The 13700-nt window shown below is 69.8% G+C and carries 11 protein-coding genes; 9 read left to right on the forward strand and 2 right to left on the reverse strand.

Going from position 1 to position 13700, the window contains the following annotated elements; genetic code table 11:
* The first annotated feature begins 66 nt into the window (after window positions 1–66).
* The 4 genes from HHX35_RS17155 to rsmA all read left to right on the forward strand — a co-directional run bounded on the left by HHX35_RS17155 (window position 67) and on the right by rsmA (window position 4731).
* The gene (locus HHX35_RS17155; RefSeq protein WP_205826036.1) at window positions 67–1305 is read left to right on the forward strand and encodes a glycosyltransferase family 2 protein; all 1239 of its coding nucleotides are present in this window, start codon (window positions 67–69) and stop codon (window positions 1303–1305) included.
* A gap of 72 nt (window positions 1306–1377) precedes the next feature.
* A complete protein-coding gene (gene metG / locus HHX35_RS17160) occupies window positions 1378–2964 on the forward strand; it encodes a methionine--tRNA ligase (protein WP_182899816.1) in 1587 nt (528 codons plus the stop codon).
* A 2-nt stretch (window positions 2965–2966) separates the two neighbouring features.
* Window positions 2967–3824 (forward strand): TatD family hydrolase, encoded by an 858-nt coding sequence (locus HHX35_RS17165; protein WP_182899817.1) that lies wholly within the window; start codon window positions 2967–2969, stop codon window positions 3822–3824.
* Window positions 3825–3843: 19 nt separating this feature from the next.
* Window positions 3844–4731: a 16S rRNA (adenine(1518)-N(6)/adenine(1519)-N(6))-dimethyltransferase RsmA gene (rsmA, locus tag HHX35_RS17170; protein WP_182899818.1), complete on the forward strand. Its 888-nt coding sequence runs from the start codon at window positions 3844–3846 to the stop codon at window positions 4729–4731.
* Here the strand turns inward: rsmA and HHX35_RS17175 are convergent.
* Window positions 4707–5297 carry a TIGR03086 family metal-binding protein gene (locus tag HHX35_RS17175; RefSeq protein ID WP_182899819.1) on the reverse strand — a complete coding sequence of 197 codons (591 nt, stop codon included), beginning with the start codon at window positions 5295–5297 and terminating at the stop codon, window positions 4707–4709. The two genes, rsmA and HHX35_RS17175, sit on opposite strands and share 25 nt — an antisense overlap.
* Before the next feature lie 95 nt (window positions 5298–5392).
* On the opposite strand from HHX35_RS17175, the gene HHX35_RS17180 reads away from it, so the two are divergent.
* The 5 genes from HHX35_RS17180 to HHX35_RS17200 all read left to right on the forward strand — a co-directional run bounded on the left by HHX35_RS17180 (window position 5393) and on the right by HHX35_RS17200 (window position 12127).
* On the forward strand, window positions 5393–6061 hold the full coding sequence (locus HHX35_RS17180; protein ID WP_220505539.1) for a TetR/AcrR family transcriptional regulator: 669 nt from the start codon (window positions 5393–5395) through the stop codon (window positions 6059–6061).
* A 106-nt stretch (window positions 6062–6167) separates the two neighbouring features.
* On the forward strand, window positions 6168–7199 hold the full coding sequence (locus tag HHX35_RS17185; RefSeq protein WP_182899820.1) for a M4 family metallopeptidase: 1032 nt from the start codon (window positions 6168–6170) through the stop codon (window positions 7197–7199).
* Between the two features lie 393 nt (window positions 7200–7592).
* The gene (locus tag HHX35_RS43475) at window positions 7593–9107 is read left to right on the forward strand and encodes a serine protease (RefSeq protein WP_259405143.1); all 1515 of its coding nucleotides are present in this window, start codon (window positions 7593–7595) and stop codon (window positions 9105–9107) included.
* A 272-nt stretch (window positions 9108–9379) separates the two neighbouring features.
* Window positions 9380–10306 carry a 4-(cytidine 5'-diphospho)-2-C-methyl-D-erythritol kinase gene (locus tag HHX35_RS17195; protein ID WP_182899821.1) on the forward strand — a complete coding sequence of 309 codons (927 nt, stop codon included), beginning with the start codon at window positions 9380–9382 and terminating at the stop codon, window positions 10304–10306.
* Window positions 10307–10318: 12 nt separating this feature from the next.
* Entirely contained in the window at window positions 10319–12127 is a 1809-nt protein-coding gene (locus HHX35_RS17200) for an ABC-F family ATP-binding cassette domain-containing protein (protein WP_182899822.1), read from the forward strand.
* Between the two features lie 99 nt (window positions 12128–12226).
* Here the strand turns inward: HHX35_RS17200 and HHX35_RS17205 are convergent, their stop codons facing one another.
* The gene (locus HHX35_RS17205) at window positions 12227–13681 is read right to left on the reverse strand and encodes a serine protease (protein WP_182899823.1); all 1455 of its coding nucleotides are present in this window, start codon (window positions 13679–13681) and stop codon (window positions 12227–12229) included.
* Window positions 13682–13700 lie beyond the last annotated feature (19 nt).

The raw sequence follows: 13700 nt of genomic DNA on the forward strand, positions 1-13700 counted from the left end.
TGACTCGGACGCTACTGGGAAGCGGGCATCATTGGTGTCCTGCCGTCATATGCGAGGAGTTGCGACGTGGAACTTACCGTTGTCATGCCATGCCTCAATGAGGCCGAGACCGTTGAGATCTGTGTTCGCAAGGCTCTCACCTGCATGCGCGAGAACGGAATCGACGGCGAGGTGGTCATCGCCGACAACGGCAGCACCGACGGCTCGCAACAGCTGGCCCGTGACGCGGGCGCTCGGGTTGTCCATATTGACGAGAAGGGCTACGGCAACGCCCTGATCGGCGGCATCCGCGCCGCCCGGGGCAAGTACGTCATCATGGGCGACGCCGACGACTCCTACGACTTCACCAGCCTGATGCCCTTCGTCGAGCAGCTCCGGGACGGCGCCGAGCTGGTCATGGGCAACCGGTTCCGCGGCGGCATCGCCCCGGGCGCCATGCCCCCGCTCCACCGCTACCTGGGCAACCCGGTCCTGTCGTTCATCGGCCGGCTGTTCTTCCCCAGCGCGATCGGCGACTTCCACTGCGGACTGCGCGGTTTCCGCCGCGACTCGATCCTGCGGCTGGGACTCCAGACCGGTGGCATGGAGTTCGCCTCCGAGATGGTCGTGAAGGCGACCCTGCAGGGGCTCGACGTCCGCGAGGTGCCCACCACGCTGTCGCCCGACGGCCGCTCCCGCCCGCCGCACCTGCGCTCCTGGCGGGACGGCTGGCGCCACCTGCGCTTCCTGCTGCTCTACAGCCCGCGCTGGCTGTTCTTCATCCCGGGCCTGGTGCTCATGAGCCTCGGTCTCGTCGCCGGGGCCGCGCTGACGTTCGGCCCGGTCTACATCGGCAAGCTCGCCTTCGACGTCGACACGCTGGTCGGCGCGTCCGCGATGGTGGTCAGCGGTTTCCAGGCCGTGCTGTTCGCGTTGTTCACCAAGGTGTACGCGGCCGAGGAGGGCTTCCTCCCCGAAGACCGGCGCATCCGCAGGCTGGTGGACGTCGTCACGCTGGAGAAGGGCCTGCTCGCGGGTGGCGCCCTGGCCGTGGCCGGTCTCGTCGGCCTGGTGGCCTCGCTCGCCCACTGGGGCGGCCGCGGCTTCGGCGAGCTGATCCCGGCCGAGTCGCTGCGCCTCGTCGTGCCCTCGGCGACCGCGTTCGTCATGAGCTTCCAGACGATCTTCGCGTCGCTGTTCATCAGCATCCTCGGCATCCGCCGTACGCGGGAGAACCCGGTCGACATCGCGGCGTCCGCCGCCGAGGAGGCCGCCGAGGCCGTCAGCCGCGAGTCCGAGACCGCCGGTCGCGAGTCCGTGGCCTAGGCCGCGTCCCCGACGACGCCACCGGCGTTTTAACCCGGGGAGTCATCTCCCCGGGGCCGATAGGATTCGCACATGGCGGCTACAGGAACGACTGCATCCGGGGAGTCGGCGTTCTACGTGACGACGCCGATCTACTACGTCAACGACGCCCCGCACCTGGGCCACGCCTACACGACCGTCGCGGGCGACGTGCTCACCCGCTGGCACCGCCAGCGCGGCGAGAAGGTGTGGTACCTCACGGGCACGGACGAGCACGGTCAGAAGATCATGCGCACGGCCGAGGCGAACGGCGTGTCGCCCCAGGAATGGTGCGACAAGCTCGTCGAGGACGCCTGGAAGCCGCTCTGGGAGCACCTCCAGATCGCCAACGACGACTTCATCCGCACCACCGAGCCGCGTCACACCGACCGCGTCCAGGAGTTCGTGCAGGACCTGTACGACAAGGGCGAGATCTACAAGGGCGGCTACGAGGGGCCCTACTGCGTCGGCTGCGAGGAGTACAAGTCCCCCGGCGACCTGCTGGAGGGCGACCTGTGCCCGATCCACAAGCGCCCGGTGGAGTGGCTGAAGGAGGAGAACTACTTCTTCAGGCTCTCGGCGTACGGCCCGCGCCTGCTGGAGTTCTACGAGCAGAACCCCGACTTCGTCCAGCCCGCCTCGGCGCGCAACGAGGTCGTGCAGTTCGTGAAGCAGGGCCTGCAGGACCTGTCGATCTCGCGGTCGACCTTCGACTGGGGCGTCCCGATCCCCTGGGACCCCAAGCACGTCATCTACGTGTGGATCGACGCGCTGCTCAACTACGCCACGGCCGTCGGATACGGCTCCGACCAGGCGAAGTTCGACGCCACCTGGCCGGCGAACGTGCACCTGGTCGGCAAGGACATCCTCCGGTTCCACGCGATCATCTGGCCCGCCATGCTCATGGCGAACGGCCTGCCGCTGCCGGGGCGCGTGTTCGCCAACGGCTGGCTCATGGTCGGCGGCGAGAAGATGAGCAAGTCCAACCTCACCGGCATCTCGCCGCGTGACCTGACGAGCCACTTCGGCGTGGACGCCTACCGCTACTACTTCCTGCGGGCGATCCCGTTCGGCCAGGACGGCTCGTTCTCCTGGGAGGACTTCTCCGCCCGCTACACCTCCGAACTCGCCAACGACTTCGGCAACCTGGCGTCCCGGGTCGCGGCGATGATCGGCAAGTACTTCGACGGAACCCTTCCCGAGGCGAAGGACGCGGGTCCCGCCGAGCAGGCGATCGCGGACGGCCTGGCCGCGGCGGCGGCCCAGGCGGACACCATGATCGGTGACAACCTCGACTTCGCGGGTGGCATCGGCGCGATCTTCGACTTCGTCAAGCAGGTCAACGGCTACCTGAGCGACCAGGCGCCGTGGAAGGTGGCCAAGGACGACTCGCCCGAGGGGCAGGCGCGGCTCGCCGCGATCCTCTACACGGCGGCCGAGTCGCTGCGCGCGATCGCGGTCCTGCTCCACCCGATCATGCCGGCCACGAGCGCCAAGCTGTGGGCGTCCCTCGGGGCGGAGCCGCACCTGGGCGCGCTCGCCGACCAGCGGATCGCCGACGTCGCCACCTGGGGCAAGCTGCCCGCCGGGGCGCAGGTCGTCAAGGGCGAGATCCTCTTCCCGCGGCTGGAGAACGCCTGACCATGTCGCGTGAGCGTCCCGCGCCGCCCGAGGCGCTTCCGGCGGAGGTGTTCGACAGCCACTGCCACCTGGACATCATGGTCGGCAACCGGCAGGCGTCCTCGGGCGATCCCGTCGCGCTGGCGGCCCAGGCGGCCGGGGCGAGCGTCGCGTCGATCCTCGCCGAGGCGAAGTCGGTCGGCGTGACGCGCCTGGTGACGGTGGGATACGACCTGCCCTCCTCGCGGTGGAACGCCGAAGTGGCGGGCGAGCACCGGGACGTCTACGCGGCCGTGGCCATCCACCCGAACGAGGCGCACGCCTCCACGCCCGAGGTCCTCGCCGAGATCGAGGACCTCGCGCGGCGGCCGCACGTGCGGGCGGTGGGGGAGACCGGACTCGACTACTTCCGCGACTGGGCGTCGAAGGACGACCAGCACGCCAGCTTCCGCGCGCACATCGAGATCGCCAAGCGGACCGGCAGGGCCCTGGTCATCCACGACCGTGACGCGCACGACGACGTGCTCGCCGTGCTCGCCGACCAGGGCGCCCCCGACGTGGTGGTCTTCCACAGCTTCTCCGGCGACGCCGAGATGGCCAAGCGGTGTGTGGACGCCGGTTACTTCATGTCGTTCTCCGGCCCGGTGACGTACAAGAACGCCGGATATCTGCGCGAGGCGGCGGCGGTGGCCCCGCCCGAGCTGATGCTGGTCGAGACCGACGCGCCCTACCTGCCGCCGACGCCGCACCGGGGCAAGCCCAACGCGCCCTACCTGATCCCGCTCACGCTCCGCTGCCTCGCGGAGGTCAAGGGCATGGACCTCGCCGACCTCGCCGCCCGGATCACGGCCAACGGCGAGACCGTCTTCGGCGCCTGGTAGCGCGGGGGACACTGGAGGCATGAGTCTGCTCGGGCCGGTCGAAGTGCGTGCACTCGCGGAGAAGCTGAACATCCGGCCGACGAAGAAGCTGGGGCAGAACTTCGTGATCGACGGCGGCACCGTCCGCCGGATCGTCCGGCTCGCCGAGGTGACACCGCACGACGTGGCGATCGAGGTCGGGCCGGGGCTCGGCTCGCTCACCCTCGCCCTGCTCCCGGAGGTCGCCGAGGTCGTCGCCGTGGAGATCGATCCGGTGCTGGCGGGGCAGCTGCCGCTGACGGTCGCCGAGCGGGCCCCCGAGGTGGCCGGCCGGCTGACCGTGGTGCACGCCGACGCGCTCAAGGTCGGGCCTGCCGAGCTCGGGGCCGAGCCGACCGCGCTGGTCGCCAACCTGCCGTACAACGTGTCCGTGCCGGTCGTGCTGCACCTGCTGGAGGTGCTGCCGTCGCTGCGGCGCGGGCTGGTGATGGTGCAGTCGGAGGTCGCCGACCGGCTCGCCGCGGCGCCGGGGTCGCGGATCTACGGCGTTCCCTCGGTGAAGGCCGCCTGGTATGCCGACGTGCGCCGGGCCGGTCCGGTCGGGCGCAACGTCTTCTGGCCCGCGCCGAACGTCGACTCCGGCCTGGTCTCGCTCGTACGGCGGGAGCCGCCGGCGACGACGGCGACCCGCGAGGAGGTGTTCGCCGCCGTCGACGCGGCGTTCGCCCAGCGCCGCAAGACGCTGCGCGCCGCGCTCGCCTCCTGGGCCGGCACGGCGGCCGCCGCGGAGAAGGCCCTGCTCGGGGCCGGGATCGACCCCTCGGCGCGCGGGGAGCAGCTGAGGGTCGAGGACTTCGCCCGCATCGCCGAACAGCGGGTCGCGGCGGCGGCGCACCAGCCGGGTCAGATCGGCCGGCGGCCGAGGTAGGCCAGCAGCACGGCCACTTCGCCGGCGTCGTCGTCGGCTTCCAACGCGGGAGCGTACGCGCCGTAGGCCCGCAGCGGTTCGACGATCCGGGTGGCGACCTCCATCAGCGGCAGGGCCATCTCCGGGGTGAGCGGCGAGGGCTGCCCCGTGGCCACGGCGATGTCCCAGGCGTGCACCGCCGCGTCGAGCGCGCACGCGCCGGCCGCGAGCCATGCGGGCATGGGGCCCTGGGGGAGCGGCACCGGCACCTGCTCGGCGTCGTCGTCCACCGTCGCCCAGGCGCGGGCCGAAGCGTCCAGCCCCGCGGCCAGGTGCGCTCGGGGATCGCCCTCGATGCGGCCGGAGGGCGAGAACGGGTCCTCGGAGGGCCACGCCCCACCGGTGATCGCGGCGGCGAAGGCGATCTGGTCCCCGGTCGCGTGCTGCAGCACCTGGGTGACCGACCACTTCTCGCACGGAGTGGCGGAGTCCCACGCCTCGTCGCCGACGCCCGCGACGGCGTCGCGCAACGCGTCGTGCGCCTGGGTCAGCAGGGTCCGCCAGCTCGCCGTCGTGGTCTCGTTCATCGGTGTTCCTCTCCTCGTTCAGACCGGAATATTCCGTTCCGCTACTGAGAACTATAGCAGAACGGAATGTTCTGTTCCACTGCTACTGTGAGCGTATGTCGAAGCAGATGGACGACCACGGTTCCAGCGGCCTCGCCGGACGGCGGGGCCAGGCGGCGCGCAACGACGCCGCCATCCTCGACGCCGCCAGGGAGGTCTTCCTCGCCGATCCGAAGGCGCCCGTCGCGGCCGTAGCGGAGCGGGCCGGGGTCGGAATGAGTGCGCTCTACCGGAGATACCCCGCCAAGGAGGACCTGCTGCGCAGGTTGTGCCACGACGGTCTGCGCCGCTGGATCGAGGAGGCGGAGGCCGTCGAGACCGAGCCGGACGCCTGGAAGGCCCTCGTCGTCTTCCTCGAACGGATCGTCGACGCCGACGTGCACTCGCTCACGGTCCACCTCGCCGGCACCTTCACGCCGACCGAGGAGATGGGACGCGACGCGCGGCGGGCCGGGGAGATGATGGGCCGGCTGGTGGAGCGGGCCCACGCGACCGGACGGTTGCGCCGTGACGTCGTCGCCGACGACTTCGGACTCGTGCTGGAGGGGTGCGCCGCCGTCCGCCTGCCCGACCCGGAGCGTACGCGGGAGCTGCGGCGGCGCTTCCTGTCGATGGTGCTCGACGGTGTCACCGGAGCCGATGTGGCCGGGGACGACGCGGCGGCTCTCCCCGGCCCGGCTCCGCAGCCGGGCGAGCTGAACTGGCGATGGCGGCGGTCGGGTTAGGCGGATCTGACCGAAATTGATCATTGCGGACATGTATCGGCTCTTGCGGCCGATCTGGGGTGAGACGACGATCTCCGGTACTTGTGCACTTTTCTCCGGAGGACTCATGCTCCCCAAACGTTCCGCCGCCCTGGCCGCCGTCCTCGCCACCGCCGTCGTGAGCGCGGCCGTCACGCCCGCCGCCGCACGGACCGGTGCGTACACGGCGACCGCGACGGCGACCGTTTTCGCCCCCAACCCCGTGCAGCAGCTCGGCCTGCAGGACCTCACCGACGCCAAGGACGCCGACCTGCCCGAGCTGGGGCCGGCGTACACAAAGGTCACGCTGACCGACCTCGACGGCTCCGGCACGCTCACCGGCAGGTACGTCGTCGTGAAGAGCTCGACCGGCGGCGCGGCCAAGGCCGCAGGCGGCGCCTTCCCGGCGTATCACCGTGACGTGGACCAGTTCGAGCAGGTCATGGGCTACCACTGGGTGACCACCGCGCAGCACTACATCCAGTCGCTCGGATTCGGCAGCACGCTGCGGCCGGTGAACCAGCGGCAGATCGAGTTGCGCATCAACCAGTACGGCGGCGACAACTCCTTCTTCCGTGAGGACAAGGCCAACATCACCCTCGGCAAGGGCGGCATCGACGACGGCGAGGACGCCGAGGTGATCGTCCACGAGTACGGCCACAGTGTCCAGGACGGCCAGGTGCCCGGTTTCGGCACCACGCTGGAGTCCGGCGCGATCGGCGAGGCCTTCGGCGACTATCTGGCCGTGGCCGTGAGCAGCTGGGCGACCGGTGTTCCGACCAGGACGGACGAGGCCTGCGTGGCCGATTGGGACTCGGTGAGCTACTCGAGTGCCCCGCACTGCCTGCGCCGCCTGGACGGAACCAAGCACTACCCCGAGGACGTCAGGGGCGAGGTCCACGCCGACGGCGAGATCTGGTCCCGCGCCCTGTGGGACATCCGCCGGGCGCTCGGCGACCGGAAGGCGAGCACCCTGATCATCGAGGCGCAGTTCGACTTCGCCCCCGGCACCACGTTCAAGGCGGCCGCCGAGGCGACCGTCGCCGCTGCTCGGCGTCTGTACGGCGCGAGCGCGGCGAGCGCCGTCACCGGTGCGTTCGCCGACCGCGGCATCCTCTGAGCGCCGTGCCCCGCCCGAGGTCGGGCATTTCGGGCGGGGCACGCACCGGGGCGCTTCCGACGGGGGGTGGGGGTGCGCCGACGGAACGACTTTGACGTGATCAACTAGCCTTCCCGTTCCGTCGGATCAGTGTGATTTACATCACACTGGAACCCTGGCTGGATCAGTGACGATCAGTGACGGGTCTGCGACGGCGGCATCTGTGATCAGCGAAAACGTGACGGCGCTGTGAGGGATTCGGGCGGCGACGGAAGTCGCGATCTTGACCGGCCGACCAGACTGAAACGACTTAAGGCGGTCACAAGCCACAAATCCTCAGATAGCTTCTTACTCGTCCTTTACTGACGGATGGGGCGCAAGTGGCGCCCGACGATCAGACCAGGGAGTAGTAAGTTGAAGCGCACCCTCACCCTCGGCGGCATCGCGGTCGGCATGCTGGCCGCCGCCGCTGTCGCCACCCCCGCTGCACAGGCCGACACCGACGTCGCCCCGCCCATCAACCTGGCCAACACGAACTTCGCGGCCAAGCAGGTGGCGGCGTTCTGGTACGGCCAGAACAAGGCCAACCTCGTCAACGCCACCCCGTACAACGTCGAGACGACGCTGCCCACCAAGCACGTCTCGACCGGTGGCGCCTCCGCGGACAGCAAGGCCGGCGTCGTCGGCTCCAGCGGTGACAAGAAGGCCACCAGCGGCACGTCGAAGAACGTCAACCTGCCGAAGACCACCGGCAAGGTGTTCTTCATCGGCGCCGACCACAAGCCGCACTGGTGCTCGGCCACCGCCGTGCAGAGCCAGTACAAGAACCTGGTCGCGACCGCGGGTCACTGTGTCTACGACACGGTGAGCAACAAGGACACCCTCGACAAGTGGGTGTTCATCCCGGGTTACTACCAGGGCAAGACCCCGTGGGGCATCTACGTGGGTAAGACCGCGTACACCCACTACGACTTCGACGTGTACGAGGACGGCGACCGCGACTACGCGTTCGTCACCGTGTACAACGGCGTCCTGCCCACCAGCGTCTCGACCGACAAGGTCAAGAACTGGGTGGACAACCGCAACTTCGAGACCCGCGCCGACGCGGAGAAGGCCCGCAAGGAGCTGGAGCTGAAGAGCACCGGCTTCGCGGGTCAGATCGTCAAGCGGATCGACTGGGCCCACAAGGTGCCGCTGCGCACCCCGGACTCGACGAAGGTCGCCGCGTCCGCCGCTCAGATCGCGGTCGACCCCAGCACCGTCGAGTCGGCGAAGACCACGATGGCGAACTGGGCCAAGGAGAACGGCACCTCCACCTACACCGACAAGACGTGGGGCACGGTCGTCAGCCGGGTCTCCAAGCGTGAGTTCGGCGAGGGCGGCTGGTCGTCCGACGGCAAGGCCTTCTACTTCGCCAAGGACAACGGCTGGTACAAGGCGACCTACTGGGGCAACTTCGACGTCGACTACAGGCTGCGCGGCAAGCTGGTCGACATCGCCCTCAAGGACGTCGGCACCCTCGGCAGCAACGTCGGTGGTCAGGGCCTGGCCTACAACCAGAAGATCGGCACGTCCGTCTTCGTGTTCGGTTACCCGAGCGGGTCGCACCCGGACGGCAACTACGCCTTCACCGGCAAGACCCTCAAGTGGAGCTACGGCAAGACCTTCAAGGCGGCCGCGCCGTCCATGAAGGCCGAGGAACTGGTGGGCATCAAGTCCTCCTTCACCGGTGAGGGCTCGATCGGCTCGTCGTGGCTGTACCGCTACAGCAGCACCAAGCGTCTTGGTTACCTGAACGGTGTGACCATCGCGGTCTCCGACACCGACGGCAACAAGCGCATCGACACCAGCGTCTCCCCGTACTTCGACGGTGAGACCCTGGCCGTCTACCAGTACGCCGCGAAGTTCGCTTCCGGCAAGATCGTCTGAGACTAGCTCTCTGACGCTCTGACTGGACCACAGGAAAGGGCCCGGCCTCCAGCCGGGCCCTTTTCCGTATGCCCGGACACGGCTGATCAGCGGAAACTCGCGAGATGTCCCGAGGGGCGTGTGACGCTAAGCTCGGATCTCATGGTCAGGCACAGACGACGTGGCCCCGCCCGTCGCCCACAACCAGGACGACACGCACCAGGACGACACGCGCGAGGACGACACGCGCGAGGACGACACGCGCGAGGACGGCACGAGTCGGTGAACGGGCGATGAGCGCGATCACCGTGCGCGTGCCGGCGAAGGTCAACCTCCAGCTCGCGGTCGGCCCGCTGCGCGACGACGGCTACCACGACCTGGTGAACGTCTTCCACGCGGTCTCGCTGTTCGACGAGGTCACCGCCGCCGAGCCGCTCGACGGGAACCCCTCCGCCGCCCCGCTCGGGGTCAGGGTCGAGGGGGACCTCACCGGAGAGGTTCCGGTGAGCGACGACAACCTCGCCGTCCGGGCCGCCAGGGCGCTGGCCGACCGGGCGGGCCGTTCCTACCGGGCCGATCTGCTGATCCGCAAGTCGATCCCGGTGGCGGGCGGCATGGCCGGGGGGAGCGCCGACGCCGCCGCGGCGTTGGTGGCCTGCAACGAGCTGTGGGGCCTCGGCCTGCCCGTCGAGGACCTGATGGAGATCGCCGCCGACATCGGCAGCGACGTGCCGTTCGCGCTGCTCGGCGGCACCGCCGTGGGCACCGGACGCGGCGAGCGGCTCGCTCCGCTGGAGACCGCCGGGGTCTTCCACTGGGTCTTCGCGCTCGCCGACGGCGGTCTGTCCACCCCGAGGGTGTACGGCGAGTGCGACCGGCTGCGCGAGGAGGCCGGGGTGGCCGCGCCCACGCCGGCGGTGAGCGAGGCCCTGCTCGCCGCCCTGCGCGAGGGCGACGCGAAGTCGCTCGGGCAGGCGCTGTCCAACGACCTCCAGCCCGCCGCCCTGGCGCTGCGTCCCTCGCTCGCGGGCACGCTCGCCCGGGGGCGTGAGCACGGGGCGCTCGGCGCGATCGTCTCCGGGTCCGGTCCCACCTGCGCCTTCCTGGCCGAGTCGGCCGAGCGGGCGCACGAGCTGGCCGCCCTGATCAAGGACGTGGACGGCTGCCGCGCCGTCGTCACCGCCCACGGGCCCGTCCCCGGGGCCACCGTGGCCGGATAAGCTTGACGGGCGATGAATCTGGTCAATCTGGAGTCCGTCTCCCACGCCTTCGGGCCCAAGCCCCTGCTCGCCGACGTCTCTCTCGGGCTGGAGGAAGGCGACCGGATCGGCGTCGTCGGCCGCAACGGCGGCGGCAAGACCACGCTCATCTCGATCATCGCCGGGGCGCTGAAGCCCGACAGCGGCCGGGTCACGCATACCCGCGGCCTGCGCGTCGGCACGCTCTCCCAGCGTGACCAGTTCGACCCGGACACCGCGGTGAAGGACATCGTCCTGGCCGGGCGGGCCGAGCACGAGTGGGCCGGCGACGCCGCGATCAGGGAGATCCTCGCCAACCTGCTCGCCGACATCGACCTCGCGGCTCCCGCGGGCGCGCTGTCGGGCGGTGAGCGTCGCCGTACGGCCCTGGCGCGGCTGCTGATCGAGAAGCACGACCTGCTGATCCTCGACGAGCCCACCAACCACCTCGACATCGAGGCCATCGCCTGGCTCGCCGGGCATCTCGTGCAGCGCAAGTCCGCGCTGCTCGTCGTCACCCACGACCGGTGGTTCCTCGACGCGGTCTCCACCCGCACGTGGGAGGTCGTGGACGGCTCCGTCGAGCGATACGAGGGCGGCTACGCGGCGTACGTGCTGGCCAAGGCCGAGCGTGCGCGGATCGCGCAGGCCGCGGAGGAGCGCCGGCAGAACCTCATGCGCAAGGAGATCGCCTGGCTGCGGCGCGGACCGCCGGCCCGGACCTCCAAGCCCAAGTTCCGGATCAACGCGGCCGAGGCGCTGATCGCGAACGAGCCGCCGCCGCGGGAGACCGTCGAGCTGCTGAACTTCGCCTCGGCGCGGCTCGGCAAGACCGTCGCGGACCTGGAGGACGTGACGCTCCACGCGGGCGGCCCGGGATCGGGTCCGCTGGTGCTCGACCACTGCACCTACCAGTTCGGCCCGGGGGACCGGATCGGCCTGATCGGGGTGAACGGCTCGGGCAAGTCGTCGGTGCTGCGCCTGCTGTCCGGCACGGTCGAGCCCGACTCCGGCCGCATGGTGCGCGGCAAGACGGTGCGGCTCGCGCACCTGTCGCAGGAGCTGGTCGAGCTGGACCCCACACGGCGGGTGCTGGAGACGGTCGAGGAGATCCGCAAGTACGTCCAGGTGGGCAAGAAGGAGTGGTCGGCCTCCCAGCTGCTCGAACGCCTCGGCTTCCGGGGCGAGGCGCAGTGGAAGGTCGTCGGCGACCTGTCGGGCGGCGAGCGGCGGCGACTTCAGCTTCTCAGGCTGATCATGGACGAGCCGAACGTCCTGCTGCTCGACGAGCCGACCAACGACCTCGACATCGAGACGCTCACCGAGCTGGAGGACCTCCTCGACGCCTGGCCCGGCACGCTCGTGGTGGTCAGCCACGACAGGTACTTCCTCGAGAGGGTGGCCGACCGCTGCGTCGCGCTCCTGGGGGACGGCAGGCTCTCGATGCTGCCGGGCGGCGTGGACGAATACCTGGAACGCCGTGCGGCGGGCGCGGCCCTGTCGGCCCGGGCGGCCTCCGCCGCGAGCGTTCCCGAGCGGGCCGGCCAGGACGACCAGCAGGCGCCCGCGGGCGGGCTGTCCGCCAAGGAGCTGCGGGAGCTGCAGAAGGAGCTCAACCGGCTGGAACGGCAGATCGACAAGTTCGGCGAGCGTGAGGCGAAGCTGCACGCCGAGATGGCCGAGGCCGCGAGCGACTTCGAACGTCTGGCCAAGCTCGACGCCGAGCTGCGGGAGATCGCCGCGCAGAAGGAGTCGGCCGAACTCGAGTGGATGACGGTGGCCGAGCGCCTCGAAGGGCAGTAGGGGCCGTCGACCGGCCGCGGCCCCGACGCCGCCGGTGCGATGAGGAACGCAAAAGGGGCCCGGCGCGGTGCCGGGCCCCTTCGCGTGCGCGGTGGCAGATCAGACGATCTTGCCGGACCAGTTGTTCGCGGCGACCTTGTACACGCCGTAGGTCTCGCCGTCGAAGTACGGGGAGACGCTGGTGTCGTAGCGCTGGTTGCCGTCGCGGTCGGCGACGCCGATGGTCACGCCGTTGAGGTAGCCGAGCCGCTTGGTGTTGCTGTAGCGGTACAGCCACGCCGAGCCGAGCGCGCCCTCACCGGTGAACGACGACTTGATCCCCACGAGCTCCTGGGCGTTGATGGTGGGGGAGCTGGCCTTGAAGGTCTTGCCGTACGACCACTTGAGGGTGTTGCCGGAGAAGGCGTGGTTGCCGTCCGGGTGCGACCCGCTCGGGTAACCGAAGACGAAGGTGCCGCTGCCGATCTTCTGGTTGTAGGCCAGGCCCTGGCCACCGACGTTGGAGCCGAGGGTGCCGACGTCCTTGAGACCGATCGACAGGGTCCGGCCGGTCAGGCGGTAGTCGACGTCGTAGTTGATCCAGTAGGTGCGGACGACGTACTTGTCGCCCTTCTTGAGGTAGAAGGCCTTGCCGTCGGCCGACGCCTTGCCCTCGTCCCAGCCGTCGGGCTTGGAGGTGTACTCCTTGTCCGTGACGCCGGTGCCCTCCTTGAAGGGTCCGTTCGCCGGAGTGCCCTCGGGGTTGAGCTTCTTCCACTCGTCCCGCTTGACGTAGACCTTCTTCGACTCGCGGGTGCCTTCCTTGACCACGTGGTCGGTGTCGAGGACGGGCCGGATACGCAGGTGGGAGTAGGCGTTGTCCCTGTCGAGCCTGGCCTTGGCCCACCGGGCCTGACGGTAGGTCTCGAAGGTGCGGGCGTAGTGCTTGCTGGAACCGCCGGTGGGCAGGACGCCGTTGTAGACGGTGACGAACGCGTAGTCGCGGTCGCCGTCCTCGTAGACGTCGTAGTCGTAGTGGGTGTACGCCGTCTTGCCGACGTAGATGCCCCACGGAGTCTTGCCCTGGTAGTAGCCGGGGACGAAGACCCACTTGTCGAGGGTCGCCTTGTTGCTCTTGGTGTCGTACACGCAATGGCCGGCGGTCGCCACCAGGTTCTTGTAGTGCGACTGGACCGCGGTCGCAGTGCACCAGTGCGGTCTGTGGTCGGCGCCGATGAAGAACACCTTGCCCGTGGTGCGGGGCAGGTTGACGTTCTTCGTGCTGGTGGTCGCCTTCTTGTCGCCGCTGGACCCGACGACGCCGGGCTTGCTGTCCGCGGACGCCCCGCCGGTCGACACGTGCTTGGCCGAGACTCGCGTCTCCACGTTGTACGGCTTGGCGTTGCGGAGGTTGGCCATACGCTCGCCGAACCAGAAGGCGGCGACCTGCTTGGCGGCGAAGTTGGAGCTGGCCAGGGTGTCGTGCGGTACGGAGTCCGCGTGTGCGGGGGCGGCGACGACCGCGGAGGCCAGCAGGCCTGCGGCTACGCCGCCGAATGCGAGGGTGCGCTTCAAGGGGTGTTCTCCTCGGTCT

Source organism: Microbispora sp. H10830 (assembly GCF_014161375.1).
GTDB classification, from domain to species: Bacteria; Actinomycetota; Actinomycetes; order Streptosporangiales; family Streptosporangiaceae; genus Microbispora; species Microbispora catharanthi.

What these genes read in the sequence shown, in the direction of transcription:
- HHX35_RS17180 (WP_220505539.1), top strand. Translation starts at nt 5,393, where the DNA reads ATGTCGAAGCAGATGGACGACCACGGTTCCAGCGGCCTCGCCGGACGG.
- metG (WP_182899816.1), top strand. Translation starts at nt 1,378, where the DNA reads ATGGCGGCTACAGGAACGACTGCATCCGGGGAGTCGGCGTTCTACGTG.
- HHX35_RS17175 (WP_182899819.1), bottom strand. Translation starts at nt 5,297, where the DNA reads ATGAACGAGACCACGACGGCGAGCTGGCGGACCCTGCTGACCCAGGCG.
- HHX35_RS17200 (WP_182899822.1), top strand. Translation starts at nt 10,319, where the DNA reads ATGAATCTGGTCAATCTGGAGTCCGTCTCCCACGCCTTCGGGCCCAAG.
- rsmA (WP_182899818.1), top strand. Translation starts at nt 3,844, where the DNA reads ATGAGTCTGCTCGGGCCGGTCGAAGTGCGTGCACTCGCGGAGAAGCTG.
- HHX35_RS17195 (WP_182899821.1), top strand. Translation starts at nt 9,380, where the DNA reads ATGAGCGCGATCACCGTGCGCGTGCCGGCGAAGGTCAACCTCCAGCTC.
- HHX35_RS17165 (WP_182899817.1), top strand. Translation starts at nt 2,967, where the DNA reads ATGTCGCGTGAGCGTCCCGCGCCGCCCGAGGCGCTTCCGGCGGAGGTG.
- HHX35_RS17185 (WP_182899820.1), top strand. Translation starts at nt 6,168, where the DNA reads ATGCTCCCCAAACGTTCCGCCGCCCTGGCCGCCGTCCTCGCCACCGCC.